This is a genomic window from Bradyrhizobium sp. USDA 4452, from assembly GCF_054063575.1.
In genome coordinates this window covers 4,948,364-4,963,492 of sequence record NZ_JBSSGK010000001.1, presented here as the reverse complement: position 1 = coordinate 4,963,492, position 15,129 = coordinate 4,948,364, and the positions used below count along the sequence as shown (strand labels likewise).

Genomic DNA, 15,129 nt, shown 5'->3' with positions numbered 1-15,129 from the left:
GCGGCCAGCGCAAGAGGCAAGCGGCCAGACGGCTTTCTAACAAACACCCATTTGTGGTTCCGGCCTTCGCCGGGACGACACCGGATCTGTGGCACCTATTTCGTGGTCAGCCGGGACGACACCAATTTGTGGCGTTACTTCGTCGTCAACGCAAAGGCGCCATCCCAATCGTCCGGCGGCGGCTCCTTCTGGAAGGTACGGATGCGCGCCTCGTAGAGGCGGTAGAGATATTGCAGCGTCTGTGCCTCGTCGGTCTTGCGGCCGCGCTCGATCGCCGCGAGCGCGCCGTCCCAATCGCGGCCGCGGTAGCAGGCGAGCATCTCGATGGTCAGGTTGCGCAGCCGCTGGAAGCGGCCAGAATTCGCGACGTCCTCGCGGCCGGCGATCGCATAGATCACCTCGGGCTCCTTCTTGCCCTTGACCATGATGAAGTCGAGCTCGAGGATCGCAAACTTTTCCTTCACCGCGAGCGCGGTCTTCGATCCCACGATGATCGGGAAGCCGTACTCCTTGGACTGCCCCTCCAGCCGCGAGGCCAGATTGACGCTGTCGCCGAACACCGAATAGTCGAAGCGCACATCGGAGCCCATATTGCCGACCACGCAGGTCCCGGTGTTGAGACCGACTCCGATGTTGAGCGGCACGTAGACGTGGCCGCCCTCCTTCGCCTCCTGCTCGCGCGCACGGTTGAGGTCGTCGACGCGCTCCAGCATGTCGAGCGCGGCATCACAGGCATTGATCTGGTGCTGCTTGTCGTCGAGCGGCGCGTTCCAGAACGCCATGATGGCGTCGCCCATGTATTTGTCGATCGTGCCCTTGCGAGCAAGGATCGCGTTGGAAAGCGGGGTGAGGAACCGGTTCATCAGCGCCGTGAGGCCCTGCGGATCGCTCTTGTAGGTTTCCGAGATCGTGGTGAAGCCGCGCATGTCCGAGAACATGATGGTCATCTCGCGCTCTTCGCCGCCGAGCACGAGCCGTTCCGGCGCCTGCGCCAGCTGCTCGACCAGCGCGGGCGACATGTACTGCACGAACTGCGACCTGATCTGCCGACGCTGCTGCTGTTCGCGTACGAAGGCGGAGAAGATCAGGGTGAGATAGATCGCCGTCGTCGACATCAGCGGATAGGTGAAATCGATCAGGAGCCGGTGCTGGGAGTAGAAGTACCAGGAGGTGCCGATCAGCACCGAGGCAAACAACCCGCCGACCACGACCAGCGTGATCGGCCCGAACTTCGGCGCGAAGGCGATGACCAGCAGCCCCATGATCATCGCGGCGAGGAACTCGATGGCAATGCCGTAACTCGGCTGCGAAACCACGTCGCCGGTCAGCGCGCTCTCCAACACCTGGGCGTGAACCTCGACACCGGGCATGGCCGGCGTCACCGGTGTGGTCTTGATGTCGTTGAGCCCGATCGAGGAAGTGCCGATCAGGATCAGCTTGCCGGCGATCCTCTCCGGCGGCACCCGCCCATCCAGCACATCGACGGCCGAGACGTAGATCGAGGGGTCACGGCGGGCGTAGTGGATCCAGAGCTGGCCGTAGAGATCGGTCGGGATCGCAAACCCCTTGATGCCGAGGCTCTGGATGCCGCCCTTGTCGGCCTTGATCAGGATGGTGCCGGAGCCGCCCGCCACCCGCAGCATTTCGAAGGTCAGCGACGGCATGGTGATGCCCTGCGCGACCATCATCATCGGCACCCGCCTGACGATGCCGTCGCGCTCCGGCCTGATCGTGAACAGGCCCCGCCCGGCCGCGGCCTCCTCGAGCACCGGTACGTTGCGCAACAATCCCGGAAACTTGAACATGAAGCGCTGCGGCTCCTCGCCGAGCATCGCAAGCCCGGTGACCGGCAACTTTTCGTTGAGGTCGGCGCGCACGTTGGGGCCGCCGGACTCGCCGAGCACCACACGCGAGTTCTTGATGGCGTCGGCCAGGATGCTGTCGTTGCTCGGCAGTTGCCGCAACCTGGCGCGCATCTCCTCGTCGAGGCTGCTGAACGTATCGGCCGCGATATCGGGGTTGAGGCGGTCAGGCTCGGAGAACACCGCGTCGAACGCGATCACCACGGCGCCGAGCCGGGTGAGGTTGATGACGATGTCGGCGAGCCGCGTCCGCGGCCACGGCCATTGCCCGAGCCGGGGGTCGGCGAGGCTCTTCTCGTCGATATCGACGATCGTGACGGGCCGCGCGGTCTTCTGGCGGGGTTCGAGCACCTGGAAATTGTCGAACGTCCTGACGCGAAGCTCCTGAACCGGAGCCGGATCCGCGATCCGCAACGCGGCAATGCCGATCAGGAGCGCCACGCAGGCCAGCCGCGCGTAGCCGAAGCGCCGTCCGAACCATCTTCGTATCGCCTTCAGCCGTCTCATACCGTCTGGATATCACGCGCGGCGAGTAGTTCCAATCGAGCAGACGTTGCGCAATGCAGGATGCAGCCGGCCTTTCGGGAGGCCAACGCCCATCACGTGTAATGAATGATGAAGTCGTTCTGGGACAAACTCGCCTTCGCGACGTTGTGCAACGTGATCGTGTCCGCACTGTCGATCGTGATCAGCGTATCAGCCGAATTCGTCGGCGATGTCGTCACGTTCTGATCGAACCAGTTGCTGAAGGTGCTCGTCGAGACGATCGCGGACAGGTCGATCTGGTCCTGGCCCGGCGTAAAGTTCAGGATCGTGTCATGATTGAAGTTCGGCGCAAACACGAACTTGTCCTGATAGCCCGATCCGAAAAACACGTCCTTGTCGCTGGTGCCCGTCAGCGTGACCGGCTGAGACGGATTTTGCTGGACGTTGAAGATCAGATTGACCGTATCGCTGGCGCCATGGCCGTCGGTCACGGAGAGCGCGATCTTGTCGGTCGACGGCGGGGTCTGGCCGGGGTTGTAGACAAGGCCCGGTGACCCGAGCGCGGTGTTGATATCCGGGAGATGGCCGAGCAGCGCCGCCGGCGCGACGCTGCTGCCCGAGCCGGGGTTGGTCGCGGCCGCCAGGGTGAAGCTCTCGTTGGCGCCGGCATCGACATCGGTGACGGTGAGGCCGGAGATCGTTTCGGTCCCATCGGGGCTATTGGTGATGCTGATGTTGTCGGCATGGATCACCGGTGCGTCGTTGGCGCCGACGACATCGACCGTCAGCGTCGCAGTCCCGGTCGCGCCATGCGCATCGATGGTTTCGACGGTGAACGTGTCGGCATAGCTGCCCTTGGCCAGCGCATTGATCGCGGCGGCGTCGGGGACATAGCTGTAGGTGCCGTCCGGGTTGACCGTGAGCGGGCCGTAGAGGCCCGCGATCGGCGAGTTGACCGCGACGTGGTCCGAATTGAGGGCGGCGTAGGTCAGCGTCGCGGTCTCGCCGTCGTCGACATCATGACCGTGCAGCGCGCCGGTGAGCGGGCTGAACGTGTCGTAGGCAGCGGTATCGGTGAGCGTGCCGGCGTTGACGTCAGCCAGCGTCGGCGCGTCATTGGCGCCGTTGATCGTGATCGTCACGGGCGTGGTGATGACGCCGCCATGATGGTCGTCGATCTGGATCGTGTAGGTCAGCGTCAGCGTCTCGCCGGCGGCGAGATAGTCGAAATTCTGGTCCGCGGCCGAGAAGATCCAGGCCTGCGATCCGTTCACATGGCCGGTCGAGTCCGTCAGCGTCCCCAGCGACAGCCAGTTCAGGATGGTGGACTGGTCCTCGGGCAGGCCCGCGGTCGCGCCGGATTCGGCTACACCGGTGATGCTCACCGCGTGGGTGTCGCTGAGATCCATATCGGCGAACGTCACGACGCCTGATGCGCCGTTCGGCTTGGACGAACCGGTCGTGTCAGTCTGCTCGGCGATGGTGGCGGTCTGCGGCTCCGACGTGATGGTTGGTGCATCGTTGCTGCCGTTGATCGTGATCGTCACCGGCTCGCTGATGACGCCACCATGGTGATCGTCGATCTTGACGGTGTAGGTCAGCGTCAGCGTTTCGCCGGCGGCGAGATAATCGAAATTGTTGTCCGCGGCCGAGAAGGTCCAGGCCTGCGACCCGTTCACATGGCCGGTCGAATCCGTCAGCGTCCCCAGCGACAGCCAGTTCAGGACCGTGGACTCGTCTTCAGGCAGGCCCGTGGTCGTGCCGGATTCCGCGACGCCGGTGATGGACACGCTATGGGTGTCGCTGAGATCGACGTCGGCAAACGCCACCACGCCTTGAGCCACATCCGGCTTGGTCGAGCCGGTCTCCCCGATCGCCTCGGTGATCGAGGCCGTCGGCGGCGCGGATGTGAATGTCGGAACGTCGTTGGTGCCGGTGATGGTGATCGTGACCGGCTGGGTGACGACGCCGCCATGGTGGTCGTCGACCTGGATCAGATAGGTCAGCGTCAGCTTCTCGCCGGCCGCCAGGTAGTCAAAATTCTTGTCGGCGGCCGAGAACGTCCAGACATTGGATCCGATAACGCCGCCGGTCGAGTCCTTCAGCGTGCCGAGCGAGAGCCAGCTCAGTATGGTCGCCTGATCGGGGAGCCCCGTGGTAACGCCCGTTTCGGTGACACTGGCCACGGTGGCGCTGTGGGTGTCGCTGAGATCGGCATCGGTGAAGGTCACCGTACCGGACGCAGTATCCGGCTTTGTTGAACCGGTCACAGCTTCGGCCTCGGTGATGGCCGCCGCCTGGGTCGGCGACGTAATCACCGGGTTGTCGTCGGTGCCGACGATCGTGATCGTGACGGGGACCGTGACGACGCTACCATGATGGTCGTCGATCTGGACCGTGTAGATCAACGTCAGCGTCTCGCCGGCGGCGAGATAATCGAAACTTCTGTCGGCGGCCGAGAATGTCCAGGGGCGCGATCCCGTCACGCCGTCGGTTGAATCGGTCAGTGCGCCCAGCGACAGCCAGCTCAATACGGTGGCCTCGTTGGCAAGTCCGCTGGTGACGCCGGCCTCGGTGACGCCGGTGATGGTGACCGTGTGGGTGTCGGTCAAATCCGCATCGGTAAACGTCACCGTGCCATGCGCCGTATCGGGCACGGCGGAATTCGTCGTCCATGGAAGTTCGGTGATCGAACCGACCTGTGCCGCGGACGTCACGACCGGCGTGTCGTTGGTACCGGTGATCGTGATGGTGATGGTGTTGAAGCCGGTCTCGTTGCTCAGCGGGTAGTTGTTATCGACGCGCACCATGTAGGTGAGGGTCAGCGTTTCGCCGGCGGCGAGGAAGTCGAACGCGCCGTCGGCAAGGCTGTAAGTCCAGGTCGCCGAGCCGATGTTGGTGTTCTGCGGATTGGGATCGAGCAGCAGCGGGATCTCGACGGCCTTGATGGCAGCCTGCTCCGCCGCCGTCAGCGACGACGTCACGTCGTTGCCGTGGGCATCCCGGTAGCTGAACGAATTGAAATTGACCGTCGCGGTCGGCTTGTCGCCGAGATTGACGTCCACCCAGGTGATCTGGCCGCTCACCGTGTCGGGCAGCGTGCTATGGGTCTGCCCGGCCTGTTCGGTGATCGCTCCATCCTGGGTCACGACATGCGGAGCCCCGGGGATGTGGTCGGACCTGCCGGGCGCCGCCTGTGACTGGGTATTGTTGGTCAACCCCAGCAGGAAGTTGATCGGCACGAAGGCGTCGCCGGTGGCGAGCTTCAGGCCGATCGTGACCGGGACGACGCTGTCCGTGAAGTTCGTCGTGAGCTTGGTGTTGGGATTCGAGTTGTCGGTGAACTTCAGCGCGAAGACGTCGGAGATCAGCTTCTGCGCATCGGTCGACAGCTGCGCCGACGAGACGAAGCTGACGCTGCCCTGGCCGTTGACGATGGTCTGGGTGCCGGCCTGATCGACGGTCGCGATCGGATTGAGCGTCGTCTTGTCGAACAGAATGTAGGAGCCGGTGGTGCCGTCGGGCTCGACCAGCACCTGGAATTTGGCCGGCGGCACGCCCCCCGTGCCCTGAACGTCGAAATCGATCTCGACCAGCACCGCGGTGCCGCGGATGCCCATGGTCGCGACCGGCGTATCGACCTTCATGTCGCCATGCTTGGCGGTCGCGCCGGCAACGAACGAGATCGTGCCCGAGACGAGGCTCATCAGCGCCGAATTGCTCGACCCGTTCGGGTCGTAGATCATTTCGTTCAGCACCATCTTGGCGTTCGGTCCGAGACCGAACACGGTGCCGTCGATGAAAGTGATGCCGAGCGTCGAGTCGCTGCCGGACTGAACCACGTCACCCTTATTGACGTTGTCGCCCTGGTTCAGGACGATCGAGACGCCGTTGCGGATCGCGGTGGCGCTGCCCACCAGCTTGGTGACGTGGCCGATGACCTTGGCCGGTTCCACCGCGCCGCCGGCCTGGGCATATTGGGTGTACCCTGTGAGCGCGTTGACGAGATCGCCGGTGAGATGCGCGCCTTCAGGCGACGCCAGCGCCGCGCGTTTCTCGCCCTTGAAGTAGTCGTGCAGGACGAGTTCCCGGTCATCCTTCGAGATGACGAGATCGAGCCCGGTCCGCTTGAAGTCGCCGGTAAACAGCAATTGCCCGTCGTCGACGGTGATCGCGCCGGGCGGAGCGCGGGTGGAAACGCTGTCGACATGCACCGTTCCACGGGCATAAGCCTCCGTGCTCGGCAAATAGCCGTCGAATTTCTCGACAAAGTTCACTGCGGATCACCGCACGATGGTTAATATTGGTAGAATATCCGAATGATTACGCCTGCATATCATCGGATAAAGCTTCGCGAAACCATCCTGTGCTTTCGCAAGGTGCTCTGATTGCGCGGTTTGACTGGGTGTGACTTGGCTCACTCTCAGATGAGTCGTGTAGTCCGAACTTGCCGGACGGTACCATAGGATGGGATCTGAGCCAAGATGGGTACTGAGCCACGTATTCGTGGTATTCGCTTGCATTTCTCTACTTGCCTTTATTTCCCCGCAGCCCCGAGAGGTCACTTGACCCCAATTTTCCGGCCAAAGCTGTGAATTGGCTTACAAATCGCAGCTATCCCGTGCGCGGACCGGCCGGGTTAACCAGAAGGCACGGATGAGGCGTTTCGCGGTGGAAAAAGGTTCGCCGGTTCGTTTCACAAACCGGTAAAGTTTTCGGGACCCGAAGTGTACGCCCTTTAGCCTGCTGCCCGGTTTCCCCACATCTTAAGTCGATTCGAAGGGATCGTTGGCCATGCTGCCGGCATGAAACGATCCGTTCGCGTGCGCGGTGCAGTATCCACCCGTCGATGAGCGGACAGGGGGTGTCGCATGGGTAACTCACTTCGCTCGTTCGCGCAGCGCGCCGTCATGCTGGGCTTCGGCCTCGCCATGGCCGCACCGATGGCCGAGATCAATGCCGCTTCGCTGCTTTCGCCCGGCCCCGCGACCCTGCTCAGAAAGTCGACCGAGCCGTTTGGCCTTACGACCAGCCCGCTTGCCGGCGGCGGCCTGCACGACAAATGGCTCGGCGTGCAGCGCCAGCTGGCCGACGAATTGGTCCAGATCGCAGCCTGCGAGAGCGACCGCGCGGGATGCGCTTCTCCGGAGGCGCTGCGGTTCCTGGCGATCGTCGATGCCGGACGCGCGCGCAATGGTCGCGCCCGTCTCGGCGAGGTCAACCGCGCGATCAATCTGGCGATCCGCCCGGGCAGCGATCTCGCGACTTATGGCGAGCCCGACGTCTGGGCCACGCCGCTCGCCACGTTTGCGCGGGGAAGCGGCGATTGCGAAGACTATGCGATCGCGAAATTCGTGGCGCTCGGCAAGGCCGGCGTCGCGCCGGACGATTTGCGCATCGTCGTCATGCATGACCTGCTCGGTGGCGAGGACCATGCCGTGGTCGCGGCGCGGCTCGACGGCCACTGGCTGACGCTCGACAACCGGCGCATGACGATGATCGAGGATGCCGACATCAGGAATTTTCGGCCGGCCTTCGTGATCGACCAGAACGGCGTCAGCCGCTATGTCGATGCGCCGCTCGCCACCGAGGCCGCGTGGCGGCCGTCGGCGACGAATTGAACGAACGATAGGAATCCGGTTCCGTCATTGCGAGAAGCGAAGCGACGAAGCAATCCACATTTCCTCTCGCCGAGGTGTGGATTGCTTCGCTTCGCTCGCATTGGCGATTGTCCCAGCGCCCGGACCACCGCCTAGAACATTAGATTGTCCTTCACCAGCACCCAACGGCCGCCCTTGACCTGCTGCACCTGGGTAATGGTGTTGGCGAGATGATCGGTCTTGGAGAACTTGGTCGGCGGCGAGCTGAAGATGTCGAGGAACTTGTCGCCTGACTCCAGCGCGTCCAGCATCTTCTGACCGGTGAGGTCCTTGCCCGCCTTCTGCGCGTAGAAGGCGAAGGTCATCACCGCGTTGTAGCCGATGATCGCCTGCGTGTTGGCCTCAGAGTTGAACATCTTCTTGTAGTTGACGAGCCAGTCCTTCACCTTGCCCTTGGCGGTGTCCTCGTAGGGAATCTCGAAGCCTGACGCTGCATAGAGGCCCTCGACGGCTTCCTTGCCGAGCGCCGGCACCTCGAGCACGTTGGTCGGGGTGGCGCCGAGGAAGGTCACGTCCCAGCCGAGCTTCCTGGCCTCGTTCATCGCGCCGATGGTCTCGCGGATCACGGTGCCGAGCACGACGAGGTCGCAGCCGTCGGACTTCATCTTGGCGACCTGCGCCGAGAAGTCGGAGGCGCCGCGCTTGTAGCTGGTGACCGAGGCCGGCTGCACCTTCATCGCGCCGAGCTGCTGGGTGAATCCGTCGAGCACGTTCTTACCGTACTCGTCGTCCTGATGCATGATGCAGGGCTTCTTGAAGTTCTTCCAGTCCATCATGTATTTGAGCGCAGCGCGCGTGCTCTCGACATAGGGCAGGAGGTTGTTGAACTTGAGCCGCTCCTGCGGCTTGGCGGGATCGAACTTGAAGGTGAATTCGGCGGCGGTCAGCGGGAACAGCTGCAATACGCCGGCATCGAACAGGATGTCCTGCGCGGCGAGCACGGTCGGCGAGCCCATCGGGCCGATCATCGCGAACACCTTGTCGCGCTCGACCATCTTCTGCGAAGCCAGCACGGCCTTCTTCGGGTCGTAACCATTGTCCTCCAGGATCATCTTGATCTTGCGGCCGTTGATGCCGCCGCCGGCGTTGATTTCCTCAACCGCCATCTTCATGCCGTTGGACACCGGAACGCCCCAGACCTTGATCGGGCCGGACAAATCCTGATGCGTTCCGATCACGATCTCGGTCGGCGAAATGCCTTCATTGGTGACCTTGGTCTGGGCTGCGGCCGGCAGACAGGTCAGCGCCAGAGCGCTCACCGCAAGGCCCAGCGCCTTCAGCGATTTCGACATTGCAGTCTCCTCCTAACATGGCCCATGTTGAGCGAAGGGTCGGGCCTGCTCGCTCCCTCGCCAATTCCATGCCTTCGCTTACGCGACCGCGCGTTCGCCATACATGGCGTCGATCTCGGCTGCGTAGCGCTTGTTCACAAAACTTCGCTTCAGCTTCATGGTCGGCGTCAGCTCCTCGTCCTCGGGCGTGAGCTGGCGCTCGATCAGGTAAAACTTCTTGATGGTCTCGACGCGCGCGAATTTCGCGTTGACCGCCTCGACCTCGCGGTGGATCAGGTCCTGGATCTCGCGGGCGCGGCAAAGGCTCGCGTAGTTGGTGAACGGGATATCCTGGTCCTGGGCATATTTCTCGACATTTTCCTGATCGATCATGATCAGGCAGGTCAGGTACGGCCGCTTGTCGCCGATCACGACAGCATCCGAGACATAGGGCGAGAATTTCAGCTGGTTCTCGATCTCGGACGGCGTGATGTTCTTGCCGCCTGAGGTGATGATGATGTCCTTCATCCGGTCGGTGATCTTGACATAGCCCTCATTGTCGATCGCGCCGACGTCGCCGGTGTGCAGCCAGCCTTTGGCGTCGATGGTCTCGGCGGTCTTCTCCGGCTGGTTGAGATAACCCATGAACAGGAAGTCGCCCTTGATCAGGATCTCGCCCTTTGGGCAGATCATCACCTCGCCCCAGGGCGCGGCCTTGCCGACCGAGCCGAGCTTGATGCGGTCCGCCGGCATCATAGTCGCGACGCCGCAATTCTCGGTCTGGCCGTAGACCTCGCGCATGTCGATGCCGAGCGCGAGATACCAGCGGATCAGATCCGGCGAGATCGGCGCCGCGCCGGTCAGCGCGATCCGGCAGCGGTCGAGCCCGAGCATGCGGCGGATGTTGCGGAACACCAGCCAGTAGGCGGCGCGGTTGGCAAGCCGCAGCGACAGCGGCGGCGTCTCGCCCTGCAGCCGGCATTCGGTCATCCGGTTGCCGATCGCAAGCGCCCGGGCATACATCCAGTTCTGGAACGGGGTCGCATCCTTCAGCGCGATAGTGATGCCGGAATAGAACTTCTCCCAGATCCTCGGCACCGCCAGGAACGCGGTCGGCTGCACCTCGCGCAAATTGTCCGGCACCGTCTCAGGGCTCTCGGCGAAATTCATCACCGAGCCGAGCGCGAGCGAGATGTAGTAACCGCCGACCCGCTCGGCGACATGGCAGAGCGGCAGGAACACCAGCCGCTCCTCGCTGTCGGTCGAGGGGTAGAGATCGTTGGCATGGCGCATCTGGTGCGTCACGCTGCGGTTGGAGTGCATCGCGCCCTTGGGCGGGCCGGTGGTGCCCGACGTATAGACCAGGATCGCGAGATCGGCGGCGGTGCGGCTGCCGGTCATCTCATCCCACAGGGCATCATTGCCCTGCGCATGATTGCGGCCGAGCGCGGTGAATTCGCCAAGCGACAGCACCATCGGATCGGAGAAGCCGGAGAGGCCCTCCATGTCGAACACCACGATCTTGTCCAGCGTCGGACAGCGCGACCGGCAGGTCAGTACCTTGTCGAGCTGCTCCTCGTCCTCGACGAAGATCACCCGGGTGCGGGAATCATTGACGAGGTATTCGACCTGCGCCGCTGAATCGGTCGGATAGATGCCGGAGGACACGCCGCCGGCACACAGGATGCCCATGTCGGCATAGACCCATTCCGGCACCGCGTTGGCGATGATCGAGGCGACGTCGCCGGGACGGAAGCCGGTCGCATGCAGGGCGAAGGCGATGTCTTTGGACAGCTGCAGCCATTCGCGCCAGCTGGTCGGCTGCCAGATGCCGAACTTCTTTTCGCGGATCGCGGGCCTGTCGCCACGCGTTTGCACCGCGAGCAGAAAGCTCCTCGCGATCGTGTCGGCAACCGTCAGCACCGCTGGTCCTGCCATGCGCGCTACCCTCCTCTGCCGCTTGCCTCACGCGCTGGCTCTTACCGCCGGTCTTGTTCGCGAAGCAGGCCTGAAATCTAGCTCCAACTCACTCTCAGTGCCAAACCTTCCTCGGCCAACTTTAGTCGACGCCAACCTTCGGCAACGCCAGATATGCCTCAGCGCCACGTCTTCTTCTTTTTCCAGCGCCGCTCGCCCCGCGCGCCGGCTTCCTTGGCGCCAAGGTAGAACTCCTGGATATCGGGTGAATTCAGCAGCCGCTCGCAGGTGTCGTTCATGACGACACGGCCGATCTCCAGCACATAGCCGTAATGTGCCGTCTCCAGCGCGATCTTGGCATTCTGCTCGACCAGCAGGATCGACATGCCCTGCTCCTCATTGACGCGGCGGATGATGGTGAAGATCTCCTTCACCAGGATCGGCGACAGCCCGAGCGACGGCTCGTCCAGCAGCAGCAAGGTCGGCCGGTTCATCAGTGCGCGCCCGATCGCAAGCATCTGCTGCTCGCCGCCCGAAAGCTGCCCGGCCGGCTGGCCGAGCCGCTCCTTCAGCCGTGGAAAATAGCCGTAGACGCGTTCGAGGTCCTGCGCCACACCGTCGCGGTCCTTGCGCAGATAGGCGCCCATCATCAGGTTCTCGCGCACCGACAGGAACGGAAACACTTCCCGTCCTTCCGGCACATGGCTGAGGCCGAGCCGCACGATCCGGTCGGCCTCCATCCGCTGGATCGGCCTTCCGAGGAATTCGATCGAACCCTTCTGCGGATCGAGGATGCCGGAGATCGTCTTCAGCACCGTGGTCTTGCCGGCGCCGTTGGCGCCGAGCAGCGTGACGATCCGGCCGCGCGGCACCTCGAGGCTGATGCCGCGGATCGCCATGATCGGTCCGTAATAGCTTTCGATGTTGGAGAGCTTCAGGATGATGTCTGGCGTGCTCATGGCATCGTCCTCATGCGCCGAGATAGGCTGCGACGACGTCGGGATGGTGCTGCACCTCGGACGGCGAGCCCATCGCCAGCACGCGGCCGTAGTTCAGCGCGATGACGCGGTCGGAGACCCGGTTGACCAGCGTCATGTCGTGCTCGACCATCAGGACCGTGATGCCGAGCTCGCTCTTCATGTCGCGGATCCAGAACGACATGTCGTCGGTCTCCTCGACGTTGAGCCCGGACGACGGCTCGTCGAGCAGGATCAGCTTCGGCTCCGAGCACAGTGCGCGCGCCAGCTCGATCACCTTGCGCACGCCGTAGGGCAGCCCCGAGATCAGCTTGTCGCGGTACGGTTCGAGATCGAGGAATTCGATTACCTGCTCGACGCGGCGGCGATGCGCCTTCTCGCCGGCGCGGACGCTCGGCAGGAACAACAGCTCCTGCCAGAGCTGGGTGGTGGAATGGCGATGCCGGCCGACCAGCAGATTGCTCAGCACCGTCGCATTCTCGAACAGCTCGATGTTCTGGAAGGTGCGCGCGATGCCGAGTTTGGCGATGTCGTAGGCGGGCTGCTGGGTGATGTCCTGATCCTCGAAGAAGATCTTGCCCGAGGTCGGCGGATAGATGCGCGAGATCAGGTTGAAGATCGAGCTCTTGCCGGCGCCGTTGGGCCCGATGATCGAGAGGATCTCGCCCTTCTCGACCGCGAAGCTGACGGCATCGACCGCCTTGAGGCCACCGAAATGCAGGGACAGGTTCTCGGCGCGGAAATAGCTCATCGGTTCCGCTCCGATTTCACGTAGATCTTCTGCCGCTTGAAAGTCGCGCGCTTGTAGAGCGGGAACAGCTGGAAGAAGAGCTTGATCTTGAGCCAGCGGCCATAGAGTCCCAAGGGTTCAAAGAGCACGAAAACCACGATGATGACGCCGTAGATCGCGCCCTTCAGCCCGTTGGCGGAAGCGAAGGCCGCGACCGCGTCCTGAATGTGGCCGGCGCGTTCCGTACCGGCGCCGAGCGTGGCGGCGACGCCGCCGATCACGCCGGGCATGTCGTCCTTCAGATAGGTCAGGAACGGATCGATCATGACGAGGAAGATCGCGCCGAGCACCGCGCCATGCAGACTGAAGGTGCCGCCGATCAGGATCACGATGATGAACTCGATCGAGAGCTGCAGCGTGAACATCTCGGGCGAGATGAAGGAGAGCTTGTGGGCGAACAGCACGCCGGCAAAGCCGGTGATACCAGCCGAGATCGCGAACGATTTCACCTTGTAGAGCGCGACGTTGATCCCCATGCTGCGCGCCGCGGTCTCGCTGTCGCGGATCGCGACAAAGGCGCGCCCGGTCGGCGAGCGCAGCAGATTGAGCGTGCCGACGATGGTCAGCACCAGCACCGCGAGACAGAGATAGTAGAAGGTGGGGCCGTCGCGCGACACCGTGGTGCCGAGCAGCTGAATGGTCTTGACCCGCATGCCTTCGTTGCCGTGGGTCACGCTTTCCCAGCGCGCCAGGATTTCCTCGACGATGAAGGCAAACGAGATCGTCGCGATCACCAGATAGATGCCCTGCAGCCGCAGCGCCGGAAATCCGACCAGCGCGCCGACCACGCCGGTGAGCAGGCCGGCGGCGAGGAAATAGACCGGAAACGGCACGTTGAACTGCTGCAGATAGGCCGCAGTGTAGGCGCCGATCGCCAGAAACGCGGCATGGCCGAGCGAGGCCTGGCCGGTAAAGCCGGTCAGGATCATGAGCCCGACGCCGACCGTCGCATAGATGCAGACGAAGACCAGCTGGCTCATCAGATAACTCGAGAGCGCGTAGGGCGCGATCAGCAACACCGCCAGCAGCAGGCCGTAGGAGTAGACGTAGCCGGAATGCGGAAACAGCCTGATGTCGTCTTCGTAGTCGGTCTTGAAGAGAAACCGCATGCTGGCTCCTCAGACTTTCTTGCGCACATGAAGGCCAAACAGGCCTTCGGGCTTGAGCAGCAGCACCGCGAGCAGCACGATGTAGGGCGCGACGTCCTTCCACCCCTGCGGCAGATAGAAGCCGGCCATGCTCTCGATCACGCCGATCAGGACGCCGCCGACCACCGCGCCCGGGATCGAGCCGAAGCCGCCGAGCACGGCGGCCGGAAACGCCTTCAGCCCCAGCACCAGGCCGACATTGGAATGGATGAAGGTGATCGGCGCCAGCAGCACGCCGGCGCAGGTCGCCACAGCCGCCGAGATCGCCCAGACGATCGAGACCACGCGCTTGACCGGGATGCCCATGTAGTAGGCAGCCAGCATGTTCTCGGAGCTGGCGCGCATCGCGGTGCCGAGCGTGGTGCGGTTGAAGAACAGATAGAGCAGCGCGCACAGGATGATGGTCGCCGCGATCACGGACAATTTGTCATAGGCGAGTACCAGGCTGCCGATCCGCAAGACGCCCTGGCTGAACGGCGTTTCGATCTTGAAGTCGTCGGTGCCCCAGATCATGCCGGCGACCGAGCGCAGGAAATAGCCGAGCCCGATCGTCGCCATGATGATCGAGAATTGCGGATAGCCGAGGATCGGCCGCACCACCAGCCGCTCGGCCAGCATGCCGAACAGCGCCATGCAGATCACCGCGCCGGCGAAACCGACCCAGTAATTCAGTCCGAGCATGCCGATGAAGGTGAAGGCGAAAAAGCCGCCCAGCATCATCAAATCGCCTTGCGCGAAATTGACGACCTCGGTTGCCTTGTAGACCAGCACGAAGCCGAGCGCGATCAGGCCGTAAACGCAGCCGAGCGCGATGCCGCTGACGAGCTGCTGAACAAAGTCCAGCATCGTTCCCTCCCCGATGCCCGGCGATTCTTATCCGATCGCTCGTCGCATCCCGCCTTCGCGCCCTTGTGTCGGAATCGCTGAAAGCCGCCTATGTCCGATCGGGATTGAGCCAAAAGGCCCGTTCCCTGTCAACAAACCGCTGATCCGGCTGTATCATCACATTTGCGGAGAT

General features: G+C 63.2%; 9 protein-coding genes. 1 reads left to right on the top strand and 8 read right to left on the bottom strand.

Annotation, left to right across the window (positions count from 1 at the left end; all coding sequences use genetic code 11):
- Nucleotides 1-134: 134 nt before the first annotated feature.
- The gene (locus tag ACVISU_RS23775) at nucleotides 135-2,369 is read right to left on the bottom strand and encodes a CHASE2 domain-containing protein (protein WP_456708494.1); all 2,235 of its coding nucleotides are present in this window, start codon (nucleotides 2,367-2,369) and stop codon (nucleotides 135-137) included.
- Nucleotides 2,370-2,461: 92 nt separating this feature from the next.
- Nucleotides 2,462-6,625, bottom strand: coding sequence for a VCBS domain-containing protein (locus tag ACVISU_RS23770; protein ID WP_456708493.1), 4,164 nt, complete (start codon nucleotides 6,623-6,625; stop codon nucleotides 2,462-2,464).
- Between the two features lie 594 nt (nucleotides 6,626-7,219).
- Here ACVISU_RS23770 and ACVISU_RS23765 point away from each other — a divergent pair.
- Nucleotides 7,220-7,969, top strand: a complete 750-nt coding sequence (locus tag ACVISU_RS23765; protein WP_456708492.1) for a transglutaminase-like cysteine peptidase — start codon at nucleotides 7,220-7,222, stop codon at nucleotides 7,967-7,969.
- Between the two features lie 131 nt (nucleotides 7,970-8,100).
- On the opposite strand, the gene ACVISU_RS23760 is transcribed toward ACVISU_RS23765, so the two are convergent.
- The 6 genes from ACVISU_RS23760 to ACVISU_RS23735 form a co-directional block, all read right to left on the bottom strand.
- Complete coding sequence (locus tag ACVISU_RS23760) at nucleotides 8,101-9,300, bottom strand: ABC transporter substrate-binding protein (RefSeq protein ID WP_050403856.1); 1,200 nt, start codon at nucleotides 9,298-9,300, stop codon at nucleotides 8,101-8,103.
- Nucleotides 9,301-9,378: 78 nt separating this feature from the next.
- The gene (locus ACVISU_RS23755; protein WP_456708491.1) at nucleotides 9,379-11,217 is read right to left on the bottom strand and encodes an AMP-dependent synthetase/ligase; all 1,839 of its coding nucleotides are present in this window, start codon (nucleotides 11,215-11,217) and stop codon (nucleotides 9,379-9,381) included.
- Nucleotides 11,218-11,375: 158 nt separating this feature from the next.
- Entirely contained in the window at nucleotides 11,376-12,155 is a 780-nt protein-coding gene (locus ACVISU_RS23750) for an ABC transporter ATP-binding protein (protein ID WP_050403854.1), read from the bottom strand.
- A gap of 10 nt (nucleotides 12,156-12,165) precedes the next feature.
- Complete coding sequence (locus ACVISU_RS23745; protein WP_050403853.1) at nucleotides 12,166-12,924, bottom strand: ABC transporter ATP-binding protein; 759 nt, start codon at nucleotides 12,922-12,924, stop codon at nucleotides 12,166-12,168.
- Nucleotides 12,921-14,072 carry a branched-chain amino acid ABC transporter permease gene (locus ACVISU_RS23740; protein ID WP_456708490.1) on the bottom strand — a complete coding sequence of 384 codons (1,152 nt, stop codon included), beginning with the start codon at nucleotides 14,070-14,072 and terminating at the stop codon, nucleotides 12,921-12,923. Before ACVISU_RS23740 ends, ACVISU_RS23745 begins: the two co-directional genes overlap by 4 nt.
- Before the next feature lie 9 nt (nucleotides 14,073-14,081).
- On the bottom strand, nucleotides 14,082-14,957 hold the full coding sequence (locus ACVISU_RS23735; RefSeq protein WP_021080282.1) for a branched-chain amino acid ABC transporter permease: 876 nt from the start codon (nucleotides 14,955-14,957) through the stop codon (nucleotides 14,082-14,084).
- Nucleotides 14,958-15,129 lie beyond the last annotated feature (172 nt).

Coding starts and splice junctions, on each gene's coding strand:
- ACVISU_RS23775 (WP_456708494.1), bottom strand. CDS start 2,369: ATGAGACGGCTGAAGGCGATACGAAGATGGTTCGGACGGCGCTTCGGC.
- ACVISU_RS23765 (WP_456708492.1), top strand. CDS start 7,220: ATGGGTAACTCACTTCGCTCGTTCGCGCAGCGCGCCGTCATGCTGGGC.
- ACVISU_RS23760 (WP_050403856.1), bottom strand. CDS start 9,300: ATGTCGAAATCGCTGAAGGCGCTGGGCCTTGCGGTGAGCGCTCTGGCG.
- ACVISU_RS23755 (WP_456708491.1), bottom strand. CDS start 11,217: ATGGCAGGACCAGCGGTGCTGACGGTTGCCGACACGATCGCGAGGAGC.
- ACVISU_RS23750 (WP_050403854.1), bottom strand. CDS start 12,155: ATGAGCACGCCAGACATCATCCTGAAGCTCTCCAACATCGAAAGCTAT.
- ACVISU_RS23745 (WP_050403853.1), bottom strand. CDS start 12,924: ATGAGCTATTTCCGCGCCGAGAACCTGTCCCTGCATTTCGGTGGCCTC.
- ACVISU_RS23740 (WP_456708490.1), bottom strand. CDS start 14,072: ATGCGGTTTCTCTTCAAGACCGACTACGAAGACGACATCAGGCTGTTT.
- ACVISU_RS23735 (WP_021080282.1), bottom strand. CDS start 14,957: ATGCTGGACTTTGTTCAGCAGCTCGTCAGCGGCATCGCGCTCGGCTGC.